We start from the raw sequence: 19,652 nt of genomic DNA, 5'->3' as shown, positions 1-19,652 counted from the left end.
ACGGGTGTTTTGTACCCATCCTTGATGACGAAACTCAAAGCTTATTTTCAGCTGCTCAAATTCCGGCTTTCAATCACCGTGGCCTTCTCCAGTGCTATCGGCTACCTACTAGGTGTTCACGAATTGGACTGGAGTCGTGCCTTGCTAGTAATGCTTGGCGGGTTAGCCGTAACAGGGTCGGCCAATACCATAAATCAGATTCATGAGCGAGATTTAGACAAGCTCATGAAGCGTACTGCTAAACGGCCTTTACCTACAGGAGTACTGAGTATTTCAGAAGCTTGGGTGTTCGCAATAGTATTAGGACTAGCAGGTTTAGGCTTGTTGGCTACTTATTTCAACCTGCTAACCGCCGCTCTATCTCTATTGTCTCTCATCCTGTACGGCTTCATTTACACCCCACTCAAAACTATCTCCCCAATCTGTGTTTTTGTAGGAGCTATTCCAGGTGGTATGCCGCCTCTTATAGGCTGGGTAGCCGCTACAGGTGTATTAGGAGTTGAGGCTTGGGTATTGTTCGGGATACAGTTTATGTGGCAGTTTCCGCACTTTTGGGCCATTGCGTGGGTTCTAGATGAGGACTATAAGCGAGCGGGATTCAAGATGCTACCTACTCCGGGGGGCAAAGATTTGCGCACAGCTTTCCAAATTATGACTTACACGCTTTTGCTCATTCCACTAAGCCTATTGCCTCTTCAGTTTGGAATGGCGGGTAAGGTATCAGCGATGATTTCGGTGGTGTGCGGAGTATTGTTTCTCATGCAAACTTTTTACCTGATGCGCACCTGTTCCAAAAAGGCGGCGATGAACATCATGTTTGGGTCTTTTTTGTACCTGCCAATTGTTCAGATTGCGCTGGTGTTCGATAAATTATAATGCTTTTGCTGTATGCATCCTTCTGAAACGCTCACCGATAAAGAGACTGGCACCGGCCTGCATCCCTTACGGTTACTGCTCATTCTGCTCATTATTAGTATTCTGATGATGTTTGCGGGCTTAACAAGTGGCTATATTGTGCGCCGTGATGAGGGCAACTGGCTAGAGTTTGATCTACCTACTGGGCTGCTGTTTAATACAATTATTATTGCCATTAGCTCTGCCACAATGCAATGGGCTTGGTTTGCTGCCCGCAAAGACAATCTGCGCCAGGTTAAAATTGGAATGCTGGTAACCCTGACTTTAGGGTTGCTTTTTCTGATTGGTCAGTGGCAGGTGTGGAGCGAATTAGTGAGCAATAGGGTATACTTTGGTGGGGCTGATTCTAATCCATCAGGCTCCTTTATGTATGTACTCACGGGGCTTCACGGATTTCATTTAATCACTGGACTTATTTTTCTCGTACTGGTAGTAGTTAAGAGTCTGCGCTATCAAGTGCATTCTCGCCAAATGCTGGCTATTACGAATGGAACTATCTACTGGCACTTCTTAGGAGCGCTTTGGTTGTACTTGTATTTGTTCCTACTTTTGAACCACTGATTTCGTCCTTACCCGCTTTATATGGCCACTACCTCCACGACACAGACTCTATCCTCGCCATCTACCCAGGAGCAGCCACGCACCGGCACTTGGGATGGGGGCAATGAGCCTTTCAAGGCTAGCTATGGCAAGCTGATGATGTGGTTCTTCCTGTTGTCGGATGCCTTTACGTTTGCTGCCTTTCTGACCACTTATGGCCTGATGCGTCATCGCCATTTGGCTTATACCGGTACCAATGAGGCGTTTGAGTTTTCCACGGCTTATTGGCCTATTCCAGATAAAGTTTTTAACGCTTTTCCTGGACTTCACGGCATAGATTTGCCTCTAGGATTCGTGGCACTCATGACCATGATTCTCATTTTCAGCTCTGTCACAATGGTATTAGCTGTAGAGGCTGGCCATCGTATGGATAAGAATGATGTTCAGAAGTGGTTGCTATGGACGATTTTGTTTGGTGCCACCTTTTTAAGCTGCCAGGCTTGGGAATGGTCTCACTTTATTGCCGGAACAGATGAAGGTACGTTAATGGAAGACGGCACGCGTTTCTTCGGGGCCAACCTGCAAAGAAACCAATACGGTCCAGTACTTTTCGCTGACTTGTTTTTCTTTATTACTGGTTTCCATGGTACCCACGTATTTAGTGGTATCTGCCTGTTGATTTGGTCATTCATTGCTACTACCAATGGCACCTTCGAGAAAAGAGGCCACTATGAGATGGTAGAGAAAATCGGTCTGTACTGGCACTTTGTAGACTTAGTATGGGTGTTCGTCTTTACTTTTTTCTACCTCGTTTAATTTCTTCAAAGCGCTACTCCTCATAAGAACGATCTGCATACTTGCATTTAATCGTTTGAGTTAAGATCTAATTTCAAAAGTTATGGCTCAACATAGCAGCAACCAGCCTCAACAGCTAGGCGAGATCCCGAAGCCCAATACGGGTTGGATTTGGAAGACATTCTGGGTACTTGTAGGTATTACAGCACTTGAGTTCGTATTCGTATTCCTTATGGATCCGGGTACCCTGCGTAATACAATATTTATTATTCTTACGATTTTCAAAGCCTTCTTTATTGTGGCTGAATTCATGCACTTGAAGCATGAAACGAAAGGACTAATCTGGACTATCCTGATTCCTATGGGCCTCCTGATTTGGCTATTAGTAGCCTTGGTTAGCGAGGGCTCATATGTAGGAGAGTCGATTCAAAATGCTCTTAAGTAATTAATGAGGCCTAAACAAACATTGTTTCTGGGCCTCATTCTTTTGGTACCGGTACTGACTTTTTTATTTCTTAAGTCATTCGGTACAAACCGTTACGCGTTGCCATTTTATTTACCTGATCGTGTTGATTCAACACTAGTTGGTGATAAGTGGCAACGCGATACTGTTTTTCATCAGTTAAAGGATTACAGCTTCTTCTCTCAAACCGGGCGAGTTATTGGCCAGAAAGATTTAAAAGATGGCCTTTATATAACGAGCTTCTTTTACACAGCCTGCCCTCAAGACTGTGCACAGCGGTACAGCCAACTCACGCGTGTACAAGAGAAGTTTCGCCTAGAGCCAAGGGTTCGGCTAGTTTCTTATACCGTAAATCCAATGCAGGATTCAGTGCCTGTGTTGGAGCGGTATGCGGAGCAATACGGGGCTATAGCCGGTAAATGGTTCTTTCTGACTGGTGACAAAAATCAACTTAACCGGTTATTAACGGAAGAGTACCGACTTCCTGTTCTGGAGGGGGAGCCATCAGCTATACAGCACAGTCAGCAGCTGTTCTTAGTAGATCGTAACCACCGGATACGAGGCATTTATGACGGTACGAAAGCGAGAGAAATTGACCGCCTGATTACCGAAATTACCGTGTTGCTTTACACTTATGACCACAACAACGAACCCCGCTCTTAAGCCGGGTGATTTTACGAAATACAAAATCATCTTGGGGATTCTGGCAACTGTAGTGCCCCTGCTGGTTGCTGTTCTGCATTACTTCCCCAATACATTCCGCGTTCCAGGTGCAGAAGTAAAGTTTTTGCCGGCTCTCAATGCCGTGTTAAACTCACTAACGGCAATATGTTTACTACTTGGCTTCTACTTTATTAAGAACAAGCAAGTAGCACGTCACCGGGCCATGATGGCTACTGCATTCACGCTGGGGGGCATTTTTCTGCTCTCCTATGTAGTGTATCACTCTCAGGTTGATTCTACTCGTTTTGGAGGTGAGGGCAGCATCCGGTACGTATATTTCTTTTTGCTGCTGACACACATTGCTTTAGCTGTAGTAACGGTAGGGCTTGTGTTATTTACGCTTTACTTTGCTCTGACTGAGCAGTTTACCAAACACCGTAAGATAGCTCGTTGGGCATTTCCGGTTTGGCTTTATGTATCTGTAACGGGTGTCATCGTATACTTTATGATTTCGCCCTACTATACCTAAGAATAAAGAAACTTTGTCTTGAAGAAAGTGTTGAAATAGTATGAAAAAGGCAGCTATTCCCGTTTTGTTTACCTTTCTGTTGAGCTTATTGCTTTGTATCGCCCCCATTTCAACACAAGCTCAATGCTCAATGTGCAAAACGCAGGTTGAGTCGGCGCGAGGCAATAAAGACGAATATGATGCTTCTGGCCTGAACAAAGGTATTTTGATGCTTATGACAGTGCCTTATGTACTGATGGGAGTTGTTGGATTTATCTGGTATCGGCATAGCCAGGCAAAAAAACAAGGGTAAGAGTACTGACGTCCTGATAGAAAGCAGGGATTTTAATAGAATAGGAAATGCCGCCGAATGGCGGCATTTTTGTTGAAAGCCTATTCTCATCTGTAGTGCTTCAGCATCCTAATTGCCTTTGAAGTTAGTCCGTTCGTCTCCACTGGTTTTGCTGCTGGCCGCCACGCTTTGCTTTGTGGCCGCTTACCTGAGCAATCGCTATGGCCAAGTGCCGGCAGTACTATTGCGCGCCGAAACGACGCGTCTGCAAAACCTAGTTATTGAGGCGCAGCGCACAGCAGAGCGCGAGGCTGACGAAGTTGCTGAGCGCTTACAGGGACAAACTCTCAATTTCAACTCCCTTGTTGGTTTAACAACGTATCCGTGTTTCGTATTTGAGGGCGAGAAGCTGCTATATTGGTCTGATCATACAATTCGGCCGGAGGTCGCTAATGTGGTTCAGAACTTCCGTGAGAAGCTGGTGGATATGCGGTTTGGGCAATACCTGGTACTGCGCCGCCCCGTTGGTTCGCATATTATCCTAACCTATATCCCGCTGGAAAAGCGGTACGGAATCAGTAACCGCTACCTGCGCGAGGGCGCTGAACAAGCTTTGTTTCGGGGGGCAAATGTTCGGCTGGTGGTCAACAACAACCCCCGATTACCCCGCCTGTTTTCTGAGGAGGGCGACTACCTCTTCTCCATTGAAAGTTCTGCTCCCGATCCGGTTACGGGCAAATATCTGCCTGTAGGGTTTTTGCTGTTGGGTTTCGGGTTATACTTAGCGGGCTGGCTCCGCTTGGCTATTGGCTTCTTTTCCACAGGCAAGGTATTAGCCGGAGTAGGCTCCGTCGTATTGTCGCTCATGGCAATGCGAGCAGCTTTGCTGTTTTTAGGGCTTCCCTTCTCGCTGGTAGAAGTTCCTCTGTTTGATCCGCGCCTATACGCTGCTTCGTGGCTTTCGCCGTCACTAGGCGACCTGCTAATCAATGCCTTCCTGTTTGTGGCATTGTCTTACTACGCCCTGCTATTATTCCGACGCTACGGCATAGTGCGCCGGGTACGGCAGATCCGTCGTTTTTACTTGCTATTCATTATTGGCACCGCGGCGGTCTTGAGCTTTTATGGCTTATTACAGCTACTGTTTAGCTTTTACTCCAATAGCTTCAATAACTCCCAGCTTGTACTCGACGTGACCCAGAGTATCGACGTGTCGGTATTCAAGGGGCTACTATGTCTAGCCATTATACTGCACACTGGGAGCTACTTGGTCGGTTTTTACATGCTGTCGCAGCTATTTATTGCCTCCGTTCGACCGGCTACGCGCAGTGTAGGCATCATATTGTTAGGGCTGACTACGCTTACAATCCTGCCTTTGGGGCTGGCCTTCAGCCTGACCAGCGGAATTCTGCTAGGACTTACGTTGCTCTTCTTCTTCATCGTGCGGCTGACGGGCTTACGTCAAGTAGCGTCGGTGGTACCATATCAAGTGTACCTATTTATCTTCTTGATGCTGGGCGTAAGCTCCGTAGTAGGAGCTTTGGCCTTGTATGAGCACTTTGATCGGCAGCTAGTTATAAATAAGCAGCGGATTGCTAGCAACTTGTTGGTGGATAATGACTTGCAAGGTGAGTACCTGCTAGCAGAGCGTTCGCGCCAGATGGCCGCCGACCCATTGATCCAGACAATGTTGGCGCGCCCCTTCGCCAACCAGGATGTAGTGCGGCAGAAGATCGTGAAGTATTATTTGCGTGACTATTTCGATAAATATGAGATTGTAGTCACGCTCTTTGACCCGGCCGGCCGCTCGCTGGACGGTAATGAGGAGACACTAAATTTGCCTCAGCTCCGGCGGCGCCTTTTGCGTACGGCCCTTTCTACGGACCATCCCGACCTGTATCTGATTCATAACAGCAACTCCTTTAGCTCCCGGCGCTATGTGGCTTTTGTGCCGGTCGTGACTTCCGCGGGAGGCACAAGTACCGTTCTGCTGGAGCTTTCACTTAAAAAGCTGACAGCCTATAGCGTAGTACCTGAGCTGTTGGTCGATCAGAAGTTTTTTCAGCCTGGTCTCGGCTCCGACTTAAGCTATGCCGGTTACGAAAACGGACGTCTTGTTTATAAGGAAGGTGATTTTGATTACGTAAACCAGCTTACTCCGGCTCAGCGACAAGATCCGCGCTTATACAGTGTGGGGTTATCAGTTGATGGCTTCCACCATCTGGCCGTTCGGGGTGCTCAGCATCGCATGGTGGTAGTGACAACGGCCACGTATGCTTTCGACGATTGGTTGGCTAACTTCTCCTTCCTGTTTTTGCTGCACACTTTCTTTAGTCTGCTGGTGCTGGGGGGCTATATGCTGGCGCGGGGACAGTATTTCCAAGTATTTCGTACCACGTTCAGCACCAAGATTCAGCTGTTTCTCAACTTTGGTATTCTCGTTCCACTCCTTATTGTGAGTATCGCGACGGCTAGCCAGGTGACCTCGTCGTACCAGCGAGATTTGCGACGCACCTATGAGCGAAGGGGCAAAACGGTGCAGGAAAATCTGCTGAAAAATCGGGCGCTACTGGCTGATTCGTCTGGCCGGACCGCCCTGATTGATTTGGCCGAAAACGTGTCAGATCTGACCGAAACCGATCTGAATCTGTATGGCGCCGATGGTAGCTTACAAGTGAGCAGCCAGCCCTTGATTTTTGAGTCAGGGCTGCTGAGCACCTTGATGCACCCGCGAGCTGTAGCTGAGTTGTCGGAAAAAGGACAGCCGCAAGTATTGCTTACCGAAACAGCTGGCTCCCTATCTTTTAATACTCTGTATCTGCCGCTGCGAGCGGTGGTGCGGCCCGGCCGCCCCGATGTAGTGGTCGGTTACGTTGGAATTCCCTTCTTTGACTCCGAGAAAGAGCTTGATAATAAGCTTATCGAGTTGATTTCTACCATTCTGAACATCTTCACGGTGATGTTCATCATCTTTTTGGTGCTGGCATTCGTCGCCTCCCGAATCCTGACAGCTCCCCTCAAGATCATTACGGAGAAACTCAAACAAACCACGCTTACGGGCCAAAACGAGATGCTGGCCTACGAGTCGTCGGATGAAATTGGGCTGCTGGTGCGGGAGTATAATACGATGCTGCTGAAGCTGGAGGAAAGTAAGCAGGAGCTGGCAACTCAGGAAAAAGAAGCAGCGTGGCGCGAAATGGCGCGCCAAGTGGCCCATGAAATCAAGAATCCGCTGACGCCCATGAAGCTTTCGCTCCAGTATTTGCAGAAAGCCATTGCCGAGCGCCGCCCTAATACGGAAGAGTTGATTGGTAAAATATCCCAAACACTCATCACGCAAATCGATGTGCTCAGCGACATTGCTACGTCGTTCTCTACCTTCACCAACCTGCCCGCCATGCGGCCCGAACGGCTGGATGTAGTGCCTATTTTACGACGTTGCGTGAGCCTACACAAAGGTGGAGTGGGAGAGGGCAGCATTCGACTAAAAGTGCCAGCTGACGCGAAGAGTGGACGGTACGTAGTCTTTGCCGACGAAAACCTATTGGTTCGCACGTTCAACAACTTGCTTATCAACGCCATGCAATCGGTGCCGGAGGGAAGAAAGCCGCAAATCAATGCCAGCCTGGAGCTTCGCGGAACCGACCGCATCGTAATTTGTATCGCCGATAATGGCGCCGGTATTCCCGAGGATGTGCAGGCGAAGGTGTTCGTGCCCAACTTTACAACCAAAACTTCCGGGTCGGGAATTGGCTTGGCCGTGGCCCGGCGAGGAATTGAAAGCGCTGGGGGGCAAATTTGGTTTGAGACGGAGGAAAATGTGGGCACACAGTTCTGTATTGAGCTGCCATTGGCACCGGAGTAAAAGTTGAGTATGGTGTCGCGTATCTTTTATCCGCTTGCTTAGCTGTATTCTAGCATAGCGGCACGAATCTCGCGGCTTCGCACGTTGTGAAGCTGAAAAAAGCCCCCCGCTTGAAACATACGTAGCATGAGTAGCAGCTTTACGCAAAGTCTTCCGCGTTTCAGCCTGCTGCTCACGTTTTTGCTGTTGGCTCAGATGGTGGCAGCGCAGCAAATAGGCCCGCCTACTACACGCCGGTGCCGTTGGGTGCGCCTGCTGGCTAATCGTGATACGACAGACTTTTCCTTGCCAGATACCCTGACGATTGTTCCGGCGTCGGTAACGGCAAATGGGCGCTCCGTTGGCTACAATCCCAATACCGATCAATATCGGATTATCCGGCCGTCGCGGCGTTTTCCGGCCCCTGATCCTGGTCAGCCGGATATCATATTTCAGCCCACTGGGCCCGATTCGGTGCTGGTCTGTTACCGGGTGCTGCCGCTGCAGTTGGCGGCCCCAGTAGCTCGCCGCCCGCGCACGCTCATCGACAGCGTTAATTTTGCCCCCCGCTCATTCGGTTACAATGATTTTGCGGTGAAGGAGCAGATTCTGGCGACGCCGGGTATCAACAAAACGGGTAGCTTGGCGCGGGGTATTTCCTTTGGTAATACGCAGAACGTATTTGTGAACTCGGCCCTGAATCTGCAATTGGAGGGCAAACTCACCGATCAGATTAACCTCACGGCCGCTATTTCCGACCAGAATGTGCCGTTTCAGCCCGAAGGCAATACCCAGCAACTACAGGAATTCGACCGACTATATATCACCCTTACCCATCCGCGCTGGAGCCTGACAGCCGGTGATGTCGTGCTGCGCAACCGCCCCGATTATTTTCTGCGCTTCTACAAAAACGTGCAGGGCGCCGCTGTGGAGGCAAAGCTGACGCAGGGTGTCGGTAAACGCAGCGTAACTACTGCTGCCGCCGGTGTTGCCAAAGGAAAGTTCGCTTCTATCGAATTGCCGCCTCTGGAAAACGTACAGGGGCCATACCGATTGCGCGGCACAAATGGCGAGCAGTTTATCGTGGTTCTGGCTAATTCCGAGCGGGTGTACCTCGACGGCCGGCTGATGACGCGAGGCTTCGATTTCGATTATATCATTGATTACAACCAGGCTGAGGTTACGTTTTCGCCCCAGCACCTCATTACCCGCAACTCGCGCATCCGGGTTGATTTTGAGTATTCTGACTTCAATTATGCCCGCTCGCTTTTCGATCTGAGTCATTATCAGGAGCTAGGCAAGCTGAGCTTGCATCTGAATTACTACCGTGAGTCGGATAATCCGGACAACTCACCCAACCTGATTCTAAACGAAACCGACCGTGAGCTGCTGCGCAACATCGGCGACAACGTGAGCTTAGCTACCACTCCCGGGGCCGACTCAGTTGCCTACGACCGACGCCAAGTACAGTATCGCCGCGAAGTCCTGACGCTGCCCGGCCAGGAGCCCGTGCCCATATTTGTGTACAGTACCGACTCCACGCGGGGCGTGTACAATGTGCGTTTTACGAATGTAACTCAAGGCGAAGGGGATTACATTCTGAGTACCAGCGCAGATAATATTAACGCAAATGGGCGCGTATTTCAGTACGTAGGAGCGGGGCAGGGTAATTACCGGGCAGAGCGTCGCTTGCCCACACCTTTGCAAAAGCAGCTCGTGACGGCCGGCGCCAGCTACCGCGTCGATTCGACCACTACCGTGTTTATGGACTTAGCTTCCTCGGAGCTGGATTTAAACCGATTCTCGCCGCAGTCAGATCAAGGACGGGCTTTTCGGGTGGGCTATGCAGTGCTGGATAAGCCGGTGAATCTGCCATTGTTCAAGCAATACAATCTGCGCTCGACGATGGACTACGAGTACAGCAGCCGGCAGTTTGCGCCCATCGACCGTTACCGCGACATTGAGTTTGACCGTAACTGGAGCACGGCCAGCACGGTGCAGGGCAACGCGGCTTTTCGGCCCGCCCGCGAGGATAACATCTTTAACTTTTCGGCTGGCCTAGTGAAGAACGAGAAGAATGCTTTTTCCTACCGTCTAAGTCGGCGCTACCGGGCCGGCGAGGTGAGCGGTCTGCAGCACTGGGTGGATGCGGCCCAACAAATTGGCGACGTAGAGCTGCGTGGGGGGCTTTTTGTGTTGAATTCGGAGGCAGGAGCGCGCCAATCGAACTGGGCGCGGGGCGAGGCAACGGCTCGATTTGTTCGGGGGTCAATTGTGCCGGGCTACGCCTATCGTTTCGACAAAAACCGGGTATCCTTGCCCGATGGCACTTCGCTCACATCGGCCAATTACTTCGATGAGCACTCTGTATTTGTGCAAAGCCGCGACAGTGCTACCACGCGCTTTCGCCTCGACTATACTTACCGCCGCGACCAAGCGCCACTCAATGACGAGCTGCGCACGCGTGGCCGAGCCCAAACTTGGCAAGGAATGTTTGCGAGTCGCTTGGGCAAAAACCAGGATTTATCGGTTCTGCTTACCTACCGCGACCTCGCTGCCCGCGACAGCGCCCGCCAACGCACCGTGCTGGGTAAGCTCGACTGGAATGCTTCTTTCTTCGATAATATGCTGCGCTCGGAGCTAAGCTACAGCGTAGCCACGGGCCGCGAATTACGCCGTGACTACTCTTTTCTGCCCGTGCCGAATGGGCAGGGAACTCACTTTTACGCGGGCGATGCTAACGCTAACAATCGGCAGGACAAGGAAGAGTTTTTTGAGGCCCAAACGCCCGACGCGCAGTATCGCACGCATATCAAGGTATTTCTGCCCACCGATGACTACATCATCGCCTTCACCAACCGCTTCAGCTACCGGCTCACTAGCAGCTTGCCCCGGCAATGGCGCGATCAGCCAGGCATTCGTGGTTTCGCAGCGCGGTTCACCAGCATCAGCACGGTATCGTTGGATCGGCGCACCACCGAGCGCGACCTTAGCTCTCGCCTCAATCCATTTGCCTTTCAAACTGAAGATGAGTTTTTGCTCTCGTTGAATAAGCTGCTGCGCAATACGCTGTACTTTAATCGGTCCAATCCTATTTTTGGGGCTGAATTCACAGTGCAGCAAACCCAGCAGAAGGCGCTGCTCACCCAAGGCACGGATATTCGCAATCTGGCCAGCCAGTCAGTGCTGTTGCGGCGGACGCTGGCCCAGTCGTTTACGGGTCGCCTGATCACCACTCGCAGTATTCGGGAAAACACGTCGAACTACCTCGAAACCCGCAACTTTCGGGTACTGCTCTACGAAGTAGCGCCCGAATTGAGCTACCAGCCAAATCCTGCCTTGCGCTTTACCGGTACCTATCTGCATGCCAATAAGCGCAACACCTTCGCCGGGCCTGATGAGAATACGCGCGGCGTTTTCGACGAATTGGGAGTAGAAACGCGCCTGAGCCAAGTGAGTAAGCGCACGCTCACAGCGGCTACACGGTATGTGCGCATTGATTTTGAAGGAAATCAAGCGTCGGTAGTAGCCCTGGAAATTCTGAATGCACTGCGGCCCGGCAACAATCTGACTTGGAACCTGAACGTGGAGCAACGCCTGAGCAACGGCCTGAACGTAACCGCAGCCTACGACGGCCGCAAGCCCAATGGCCTGAGTGCCGTGCATACGGGTCGGATGCAAGTATCCGTGCTATTTTAGAATAGCTTATTTGCTCTCAATCAACTTCCGAACGCTGGCTACCATAGCTAGCTCCGCCTGCCCGGCCGGCGCTTTCGCCACGTCGAGTTGCTTGAGGGCTGCGTTTTGCCAGGCAACGGGGGGCTTTTCGCCCTTCTCCATTTGGCGCAGCCGCTCCAGCGCCAGCACCGAAATGCTGCTAAGTTGGGCCGAAAGCGGCGCATACTCTTGCAGGCTGGGCTGAGTAAGAAGCAACGGGCGCACGAGCGCGTCGTTCAGCTGCCATTGGCGTAGCGGCGTCGCGACGGCCACAGCGGCCACTTTACCTTCGGGAGTGAGAGCAGTAGATGTCTGGGGGGCATTTTGGCGTAGCCGCAGCAGATTTTCAACCGCTACGCCAAACTCGCGAGCCGCGTCCGATTCGGCGGGTGCGGCATCTACCAACCGATTTAAGGGCGTCAGGGTTGTGTACTTCATGCCCTGAAAGTGCCGCTTATATTCCTTCACCGGCTCCAATACGCTGGCCAGGGTGCGCAACGGAGCTACCTCTTGGCCAGCGGCCAACTGCGTTAGCAGTTTCTCCGGCGCACGCCGATGCTGCAGCCCCAATGTTTCGAGCAGGGCAGAAATGCCCCCCAGTCGGCGGTACATATCCGGCACGTCCTTCACGGTAGCCGGTGACCAAAGCCGTTCGGCAATAGCCGCCGCGCGTGGCCAGATACGACTATCGACAATAACCGAATCGGCAAACTCCGCCCACATCGTAGCCTCCCCACCCAGGATGCGCTGCTTTTCAACGGCGGTTAGCGGTGCATCGGCCGGCAACGGGTCGTTGAGGTAATGCGAGGCGGCGCTGTAGTTTAAGTCGATGTAATAGCCATTAGAGAGGATAGTGGTGTGACCGGCTTTTGCGGCCTCATAGAGGCCTTTACGGCCGCGCCAGCTTTGAATAACGGCGTTGGGGGGCAAACCGGGCCCAAGGATTTCGTCCCAACCCACCATCTTCTTGCCTCGTGCTGTTACCATCTGCAGAATACGACGATTGAAGTAGGTTTGCAGGGCATGTTTGTCAGGCTGGCCTTTCGCGGTCATGAAACCTTTTTCCTTCATAAACTCTACGATGCGCGGATTGCGCCGCCACTGCCGCCCGTCGTTTTCATCGCCGCCAATGTGGAAATACGGGTCAGGAAACAGCGTCGTCATTTCCCCAATTAAGGTGTCGAGAAGCTGGTAGGTCGTTTCTCGGGTCGGATCCATGGCGATGTTGAGCACTCCCCAGCGTTGCGCCACGCCATATATAGAGTCGTTGCTGGCCAGCACGGGGTAAGCGGCCAGCCAACTAGTCGCATGGCCAGGCATATCAAACTCCGGGATAACCCGAATACCGCGCGCTGCAGCGTAGCTTAGCACGTCGCGCACCTGGGCTTGGGTGTAATATTGTCCTTCGCTTCCTATTTCATGAAGACGGGGCAATGTCTTACTTTCTACCCGAAAGCCCTGATCATCTGATAAATGCCAGTGCAACACGTTGAGCTTCACCGCCGCCATGCCATCTAGGTTGCGCTTAATGACGGCTACCGGCATAAAGTGGCGGGCCGCGTCAATGAGCAAGCCCCGCCAAACGAATCGGGGCTGATCGGTGATATCTACTTCGGAGAAATAGAAGTTCTTTTTCTCCTTGGTCAGCAGTTGGCGCAAGGTTTCCAGCCCCCGCAAAGCCCCTAAGCTGGTAGGGGCATCCAGCGCGATTCCCGCCGGGGTTACCCGCAGGCTATAGCGTTCCTCGTCGCCGGCCTCCACGCGTCCCGCACGTCCGTAGCGTATGGTAAGATCGGCGGCTCCAGAGGTTGTAAACTCGGGAATTAGGCGTTTGCCATCGGTTTGCTGAACCAGCCAGGTGCTCAGACGCTGCGCGGCTGCGCGCACGGCAGAGTCGGGCGCGGCAGGGGCATTAAGCTGCGTACGCCACGTATTTTTCAACCCAAAACGACTTGTGCCCCATTTTACCTGGGCCGGCACCGGTAGTAAGTTGCGCGTTTGCGTCGAAGGCTGGGCGAAGCCGCTATAACTACAAAACAGGAAGAAACAGATAAGGAAAGCGGAAGGCAAATAGAAGGGACGAGGCATACCAAAGCTGGAGCGGATGTGCGCTAAAAATACCAGGTTATTTTATCCCGCCCCATCAAGCTCCGACTTTAGACCATCGCAGAGACATGTATTCGCGCCTGCCTCACTGCTGAATTTGTTGTTGGCGCGCGGCTCCTGTCGTCCAACGGTTAGAAGTAAGGTTGAGCCTTTATCTAAAACACGACAGGAGGTAAAGATTTCTAAATCAGCCCGCGCGCTTTAAATTCTAGGTAGCGGTTTAATGTATTCACCGTTAATTTTTCGGGCGGGGTAAGGAGAGCGTGAATCCCGTAGCGCTGCAACTCGCGTACAATCTGACGTTTTTCTTGGGCAAATTTTTCCGCAATAGTTTGGTTATAGACATCTTCAGTAGTGGCGGCAGGCGTGTCGAGAAACTGCCGAAGCTCGGTGTTTTCGAAGAAAATGACCAGTAGCAAATGGTCTTTGGCCAAGCGCCGCAGGTAGGGCAACTGACGCTGCAAACCGCTGAGTGTTTCAAAGTTGGTAAACAGTAGTAGCAGACTACGCTGCCGGATACGGGTTTTGACGTTGGTATACAGCAGCTCGAAATCCGTTTCTAAGTACTTCGTGCGCTGCTTATATAGTACCTCCAGTAGCTTCAATAAATGCCCCCACGGCGGTCGGCGGGCACAATAGCGCCTATGCTATCGGAGAAAGTGACAAGGCCCGCTTTGTCGTGCTTGAGCATAGCAATATTGCTCACCACCAGCGTGGCATTGATGGCATAATCGAGTAGGCTCAGGCCATCGAATGGCATGCGCATCACCCGACCTTTATCGATCAGGCAATACACCTGCTGAGCGCGCTCATCCTGAAAGTGGTTGACTACTAGTGTGTCTACGCCGCCGCTCGCTCGCCGGGCGGAAGCCTTCCAGTTGATGCTGCGTGGATCGTCGCCGGGCACGTAGGGACGTATTTGTTCAAACTCCAGGCTGTGGCCCACGCGTCGAATACGCTTGACGCCTACTTCGCTGAGCCGATTGCTCAGGGCCAGCAGCTCGTACTGCCGCATCTGCAAAAACGACGGATATACCGGTACCACTTGGTCTTGCTCATACCGAAACCGCCGCCGAACCAACCCCACTGGCGAAGCTGCAAACACATTGACGACACCGAAGTGGTATTCGCCGCGCTTTACTGGCCGCAACTGGTAGCGAATGACCTGCGTTTCGCCCGATTGAAGCTTCAACTGAAACAGCACATCGCGGCGCTGAAACTGATGCGGAATTTCATCGATCACCTCTGTGCGGATGGTGAAGCGGTAATGATTTTCGAGATAGATGGCTACTTCGTTATCGCTGCCGTTGGCCAGCTTACTACCAATTACCCGCCGCCCAAATACGTGCCCGGCGCCCAAAGTGCCCGGCGCATATAGTAACAAACCATCTAGCAGCGTCAGGGCCGTAAGGATGGCCAATACTGCTTGGGTTGGAAGTAGTAGCACTGGCAGGAAAAACGCTACGACAAACCCGATCACGGTAAGTGCGAGGGCTAGAAAGAAGCGCCGGCTGAGAAAAAGCGTTTTCAACTAAGTAGGGTCGTTCAAAAGTTTACCTGGTAGATCTAAGCCTCCTGCATCTACCGTGGTACTTCAATCTGCTGCATAATCTGTTTCACAACTTCATCCGGGGTGCCGCCTTCCATCTCGCGCTCGGGGGTGAGCTGAATCCGATGGCGCAAAACAGGAGCTGCCAGAAACTGTACATCCTCGGGCGTTACGAAGTCGCGGCCACGCAGGGCCGCTAAGGCTTTAGCACCGTTGAGCAGGGCCAGCGAAGCGCGAGGTGAAGCGCCCAGGTACAGGGCTTTGTGCGCGCGGGTCTGGCCGACGAGGCGAGCGATGTAGTCAAGAAGCTTCGGCTCCACATGCTGCTGACGAACCTGCCGACGCAACTGCGCAATATCGGCGGCGGAAAGTACTGGCTGAACCGCTTCCAATGGTGCGCCACCAAATCCGGCGTGATGGCCCTGCAGAATGGCTATTTCCTGCTCCAGATTAGGATAATCAACACTGATTTTAAACAGAAAACGGTCGAGTTGGGCTTCCGGCAGACGATAAGTACCTTCTTGCTCAATCGGGTTTTGAGTGGCTAACACCAGAAACGGCTCCTGCATGGGATACGTGACGCCGTCTTGGGTGATGTGGTGCTCTTCCATTACCTCAAATAATGCCGCCTGCGTCTTGGCTGGGGCACGATTGATTTCGTCAATGAGCACAATGCTGGCGAAAATGGGACCAGGACGAAATTCGAATTCAGCCTTATTTGGGCGGAAAACGGAAGTGCCCAGCACATCTGAAGGCATCAGATCGGGCGTAAACTGCAGGCGGCTGAAAGGCACATCGAGGGTGCGGGCCAGTAGCTTGGCGGTGAGCGTTTTGGCTACACCGGGCATGCCTTCCAGCAGAACATGGCCATCAGCCAGTAAGGCAGTGAGCAGCAACTCTACCACCGCCTCTTGCCCCACGATAACCTTACCCAACTCCCGGCGGACAGCCTCAGCGCTGTTGCTCAAATGACTGAAGTCGCTGCGGGGGGCAAATACTGGGTTTGGCTCAACCGCTGGGAGGGTAGTGGGGGGCAAATTTTCTGCTGGAGCCGAAGCGGCACTAGAGGTCGGGGAGAACGATTCTGATTCCATGAAAGGATTTGGGAAGAATATGTAGCGGCTAAGCTTTTAACACGATAAGCTCCTGCGCGATTAGATGGTTATATACCTTGATTTGTTGGTAACTCACAACATAACTATCGGCTCATGCGCCGAAACTCGCTAATGGCATGACTCAGTTGAAGTAACTGCTGATCTGATACTTGTGGCGCGGTTCGAGTAAAGTTAATCAGGCGCAGTAGCTTGTCGATACCCTCGCGCGTCACCCCAGACTTATGAGCTAGTCGGTCCCTGAAATGCTCATCGTTGAGGTCAAGCTCGGGCTCGTGAAAGCGGGTGCGCAGGTATTCCAAAAACAAGTTTATCTTCTTGTCTGCCAGTTGGGTGTGGTCATTGCCCTGACGGTAAAGCGCCGCTACTGTGCGAGTGAAAAGCAGCGTCGTATTGGGCAAAGGCTTGAGGATGGGAATAATGCGTTGGCGGCGCTTAGCCTCAAAAAAGATAAACAACAAACTACCTATACACGTCAGGTAAAAGGCCGCGCGCAACGCCGGATAGCGGAGCAGCACCCCTAGTAAGGATTTGCCCCCTAAGCGGCCCTGCTTCTGATATTCGTCCCACCAGGCCGGTCGGTCGGCGGGCAGATGGGAGAGGCTGGCAAAGGCGAAATCGCTGGTTTGAGGGCGAAGTACAAAGACGTTGGTAAACGCAATGGGCACCGAACACAGGTAAAAATGCCCCCCACCATGCGCAACGCGTACCAGTACCGGGCGCCGCCGCTCATCACTAGCCAGCACGGTTGCTCCAGGCGGCAGACTATCGGTTACAAACCGCGTAGCCGCCAAGGTAGCAGGGTAGCGAAACCGACGAAGTGGTGCTAAGCCCAGCGTTTGAAAGCGCAACGTCACGGAGTCGGGCCGAACAGCAATAGAGTCAGATTGGCTGCCTGTCCTGAAGCGTGGGCGAAAGCTGAGGGCTTCGGCCGTGTCGAAGTGCAGGGTGTCGCGTAGGTCGCGGTCAAATTCCTCGGCCGCAATAAAGACATCATTGCCCTGAGCCACAAAGCGCAGGAGCGCGTGCGCATCCAATGAATCGAGGCGAAAAGTAGGCTGAATGAACACGTATGAAACTGCTGCCCTGCTGGCATTTGCCTTCCCCGAATTCCTGTCAGACTGCTTTTCTTTCCAAGCAGTTAGCTGGTTAAATATGGGTTCTCGCACCGTCTGCACGGAGTCGCGTAGCAGGTCGGGCAATAAGTCGTAGAGGGCGTAGGTGCCGTAAGGAATCTTGTCGCGGTTAATGAACGTCTGGGTGCGGTCTGCTGGCTTTGGCCGGTAATAATCGACGGCTATGTATATGCCAAACAGAACTAGAAGCCCCAGCAGGTACAGTTGAAATTGACGATTCTTCATCGGACGACAGTCTGAGGTACTTTCGTAATCAGGCCTACCTGGGCGGCGCGCACCTCGGCGTACTGGGCCGGGCTTAACTCCCATTCCCCATACCATGCGTACTCAAACTGCCTGGCCACCGTAATGAAAGCGGGCCGTAAGGCGTTGGGGGGCATTTCTGCGATGTAATCTGCGTTGGTTTTCTCCGGTCGCCAGTCAAGCAGGCCAAGGTCGGTAAGCTGCTTCAGTACGCTTAGAAAACCTAGGCGCACAGCCAGGCGGTAATTACCCGCTTCTTCAGCGGCCACCAGCCGGGCCATGAAGTCGGGTGCGTAAATATCGTCGGCCTCCGCCATGTAGGTAAGGATAGCCCGACGGGGTGCCCGGCCGAATGCGCCCGTAAGATCGACCTGCAACAGGCGTAGCACAATGAACACAAACGCTGCTAAAAAGCCGCCGTAGATGATATAGCGCCAGCCGTTTTTATAAGCAGGTGTTTGGTACCAATTGCTTATCCAACGCAGAAAGCGCCGCCATAGCGATTGGCTGGTATCGACAACGGGTGCTTCTTCCTCATACTGTAGCTCACGCTGCTGCCGTAGTGCTTGCAAGCGCGCCGGAGCTGGCCGCCGTACCTGCACACCACTAACAGCGGAATCTACTGGCTGAAGGGCGCGCGGGGTTGCCAGTAGTGGCCGCAGCACCAACAAACTCAACAGCAAAAAGATAGCCCGGAGCGACAAGGAGCAGAAGTGAAATAAGGGTGCTGAAAATCAGTGAAATTTGCCCCCCAGCGTTAATACTCGCCTTCTTCTTCGGCGCGGTAACGGGCGGCGGCTACGGGCTGATCTACGACGGCTGGCTGTCCGATGCGGCCCACCAGTCTATGTAGCCCTTCACCTTCTTTGCGCTCTACTAAGTTGAAATACTGAAAAGCAATAGCCAGAAATAGCAACGGGTAAAGCATCATCAGGGCCATTGAACTCATCGTGTTTACGGCCACCACGAGCAGCGCATTGGGGGATGCAGCGTCCGGTGTGATAATAGACGTTATGTTGAGGAACGATTGGGGAATGAAAAATACGATAGCCATCATTCCAATAATCAGGAGCATGACCATAATCAGCCCAAACGTAGACCACCATTTACCCCATACAAGGTAGAAGCACCGGCGCAACGTGGCAAAAAAACCGAGCTCCTCTCGCACCCAAATAATGTGAAACAGGCTTAAGCTAACCATTACATAAAATGTAGCTATGTAGGCTACAGGCAAAAGCAACCCCGCCATCGACCCCAATACGGATAATAATCCGAATACCCCTAGAATCGGCAAAGTCGCGGCTATCATCACTACCGCCAGGCCAAGCGTAGCGAGCAGTGTACCAAAGAATCGTCGGCGCACGAGCGCCCATACATCTGCCACTTCGATGTCAGCAGCTGAATCAGCTTTCGACAAGGTAAGTGTCATGTAGCCGTAAGTAGTCAGAATAAGCAGCATGAAAGTTAAAAGGCTGCCTAGAATAGCCAATACATACTCCGGGCTACCTATAAAGTCTACTAGTGGGGCCATAGACGCGTTCCCAGTTCTAGCAGCAGTTTTTACCTGCTGCATATACAGCTGCAAGCGTGATTGCATCAGCCCCGTGCCAATGCCGGTAAGCAAGGCCGCAGGTAGCACGATATACAGCATGCACTTACCAAAGGGGCGAAAATGGGCGCGGACGAAGTCAAAAGATGCTTCGATTTTTTGGCCGAAATCGCGCTCTTTCAGGAAGTCGGCTGGTTGAGTAAAGGCAAGACGGGGCATA

16 protein-coding genes are annotated in these 19,652 nt (G+C 52.3%); 9 read left to right on the top strand and 7 right to left on the bottom strand.

Translation table 11 applies throughout. The features are described from left to right. Window positions 1–24: 24 nt before the first annotated feature. The 9 genes from cyoE to G7064_RS07020 all read left to right on the top strand — a co-directional run bounded on the left by cyoE (window position 25) and on the right by G7064_RS07020 (window position 11,719). Window positions 25–876 carry a heme o synthase gene (cyoE, locus tag G7064_RS07060; RefSeq protein ID WP_166073039.1) on the top strand — a complete coding sequence of 284 codons (852 nt, stop codon included), beginning with the start codon at window positions 25–27 and terminating at the stop codon, window positions 874–876. A 12-nt stretch (window positions 877–888) separates the two neighbouring features. Continuing rightward, entirely contained in the window at window positions 889–1,476 is a 588-nt protein-coding gene (locus tag G7064_RS07055) for a heme-copper oxidase subunit III (RefSeq protein WP_166073038.1), read from the top strand. Window positions 1,477–1,497: 21 nt separating this feature from the next. Beyond that, a complete protein-coding gene (locus G7064_RS07050) occupies window positions 1,498–2,271 on the top strand; it encodes a cytochrome c oxidase subunit 3 (RefSeq protein ID WP_133271975.1) in 774 nt (257 codons plus the stop codon). A gap of 82 nt (window positions 2,272–2,353) precedes the next feature. Beyond that, entirely contained in the window at window positions 2,354–2,695 is a 342-nt protein-coding gene (locus tag G7064_RS07045; protein ID WP_133271976.1) for a cytochrome C oxidase subunit IV family protein, read from the top strand. Window positions 2,696–2,698: 3 nt separating this feature from the next. Beyond that, on the top strand, window positions 2,699–3,376 hold the full coding sequence (locus G7064_RS07040) for an SCO family protein (protein WP_166073037.1): 678 nt from the start codon (window positions 2,699–2,701) through the stop codon (window positions 3,374–3,376). Beyond that, window positions 3,348–3,905 (top strand): DUF420 domain-containing protein, encoded by a 558-nt coding sequence (locus G7064_RS07035; RefSeq protein ID WP_166073036.1) that lies wholly within the window; start codon window positions 3,348–3,350, stop codon window positions 3,903–3,905. The genes G7064_RS07040 and G7064_RS07035 overlap by 29 nt, the downstream gene beginning before the upstream one ends. A 40-nt stretch (window positions 3,906–3,945) precedes the next feature. After that, a complete protein-coding gene (locus G7064_RS07030) occupies window positions 3,946–4,197 on the top strand; it encodes a hypothetical protein (RefSeq protein ID WP_166073035.1) in 252 nt (83 codons plus the stop codon). A 118-nt stretch (window positions 4,198–4,315) separates the two neighbouring features. Continuing rightward, window positions 4,316–8,041, top strand: a complete 3,726-nt coding sequence (locus G7064_RS07025; RefSeq protein ID WP_166073034.1) for a sensor histidine kinase — start codon at window positions 4,316–4,318, stop codon at window positions 8,039–8,041. A 126-nt stretch (window positions 8,042–8,167) separates the two neighbouring features. After that, the gene (locus G7064_RS07020) at window positions 8,168–11,719 is read left to right on the top strand and encodes a hypothetical protein (RefSeq protein ID WP_166073033.1); all 3,552 of its coding nucleotides are present in this window, start codon (window positions 8,168–8,170) and stop codon (window positions 11,717–11,719) included. A gap of 6 nt (window positions 11,720–11,725) precedes the next feature. Here the strand turns inward: G7064_RS07020 and G7064_RS07015 are convergent, their stop codons facing one another. The 7 genes from G7064_RS07015 to G7064_RS06990 form a co-directional block, all read right to left on the bottom strand. Then, entirely contained in the window at window positions 11,726–13,825 is a 2,100-nt protein-coding gene (locus tag G7064_RS07015) for a beta-N-acetylhexosaminidase (protein WP_166073032.1), read from the bottom strand. A 200-nt stretch (window positions 13,826–14,025) separates the two neighbouring features. Further along, the gene (locus G7064_RS23005; RefSeq protein ID WP_317172840.1) at window positions 14,026–14,448 is read right to left on the bottom strand and encodes a hypothetical protein; all 423 of its coding nucleotides are present in this window, start codon (window positions 14,446–14,448) and stop codon (window positions 14,026–14,028) included. Then, window positions 14,445–15,374, bottom strand: coding sequence for a DUF58 domain-containing protein (locus tag G7064_RS07010; protein WP_317172839.1), 930 nt, complete (start codon window positions 15,372–15,374; stop codon window positions 14,445–14,447). The genes G7064_RS23005 and G7064_RS07010 overlap by 4 nt, the downstream gene beginning before the upstream one ends. 50 nt (window positions 15,375–15,424) lie before the next feature. Further along, window positions 15,425–16,486: an AAA family ATPase gene (locus G7064_RS07005; protein WP_166073031.1), complete on the bottom strand. Its 1,062-nt coding sequence runs from the start codon at window positions 16,484–16,486 to the stop codon at window positions 15,425–15,427. A 104-nt stretch (window positions 16,487–16,590) separates the two neighbouring features. Next, window positions 16,591–17,865 carry a DUF4350 domain-containing protein gene (locus G7064_RS07000; protein WP_166073030.1) on the bottom strand — a complete coding sequence of 425 codons (1,275 nt, stop codon included), beginning with the start codon at window positions 17,863–17,865 and terminating at the stop codon, window positions 16,591–16,593. Beyond that, a complete protein-coding gene (locus G7064_RS06995) occupies window positions 17,862–18,587 on the bottom strand; it encodes a DUF4129 domain-containing protein (RefSeq protein WP_166073029.1) in 726 nt (241 codons plus the stop codon). The genes G7064_RS07000 and G7064_RS06995 overlap by 4 nt, the downstream gene beginning before the upstream one ends. Window positions 18,588–18,640: 53 nt before the next feature. Then, a complete protein-coding gene (locus G7064_RS06990; protein ID WP_166073028.1) occupies window positions 18,641–19,651 on the bottom strand; it encodes a hypothetical protein in 1,011 nt (336 codons plus the stop codon). Between the last annotated feature and the right edge of the window lies 1 nt (window position 19,652).

It is taken from the genome of Hymenobacter sp. HDW8, from assembly GCF_011305775.1.
Taxonomy (GTDB): domain Bacteria; phylum Bacteroidota; class Bacteroidia; order Cytophagales; family Hymenobacteraceae; genus Hymenobacter; species Hymenobacter radiodurans.
Note: the sequence above shows the minus strand (reverse complement) of the source record. Positions and strands in the feature narration are given on the sequence as shown.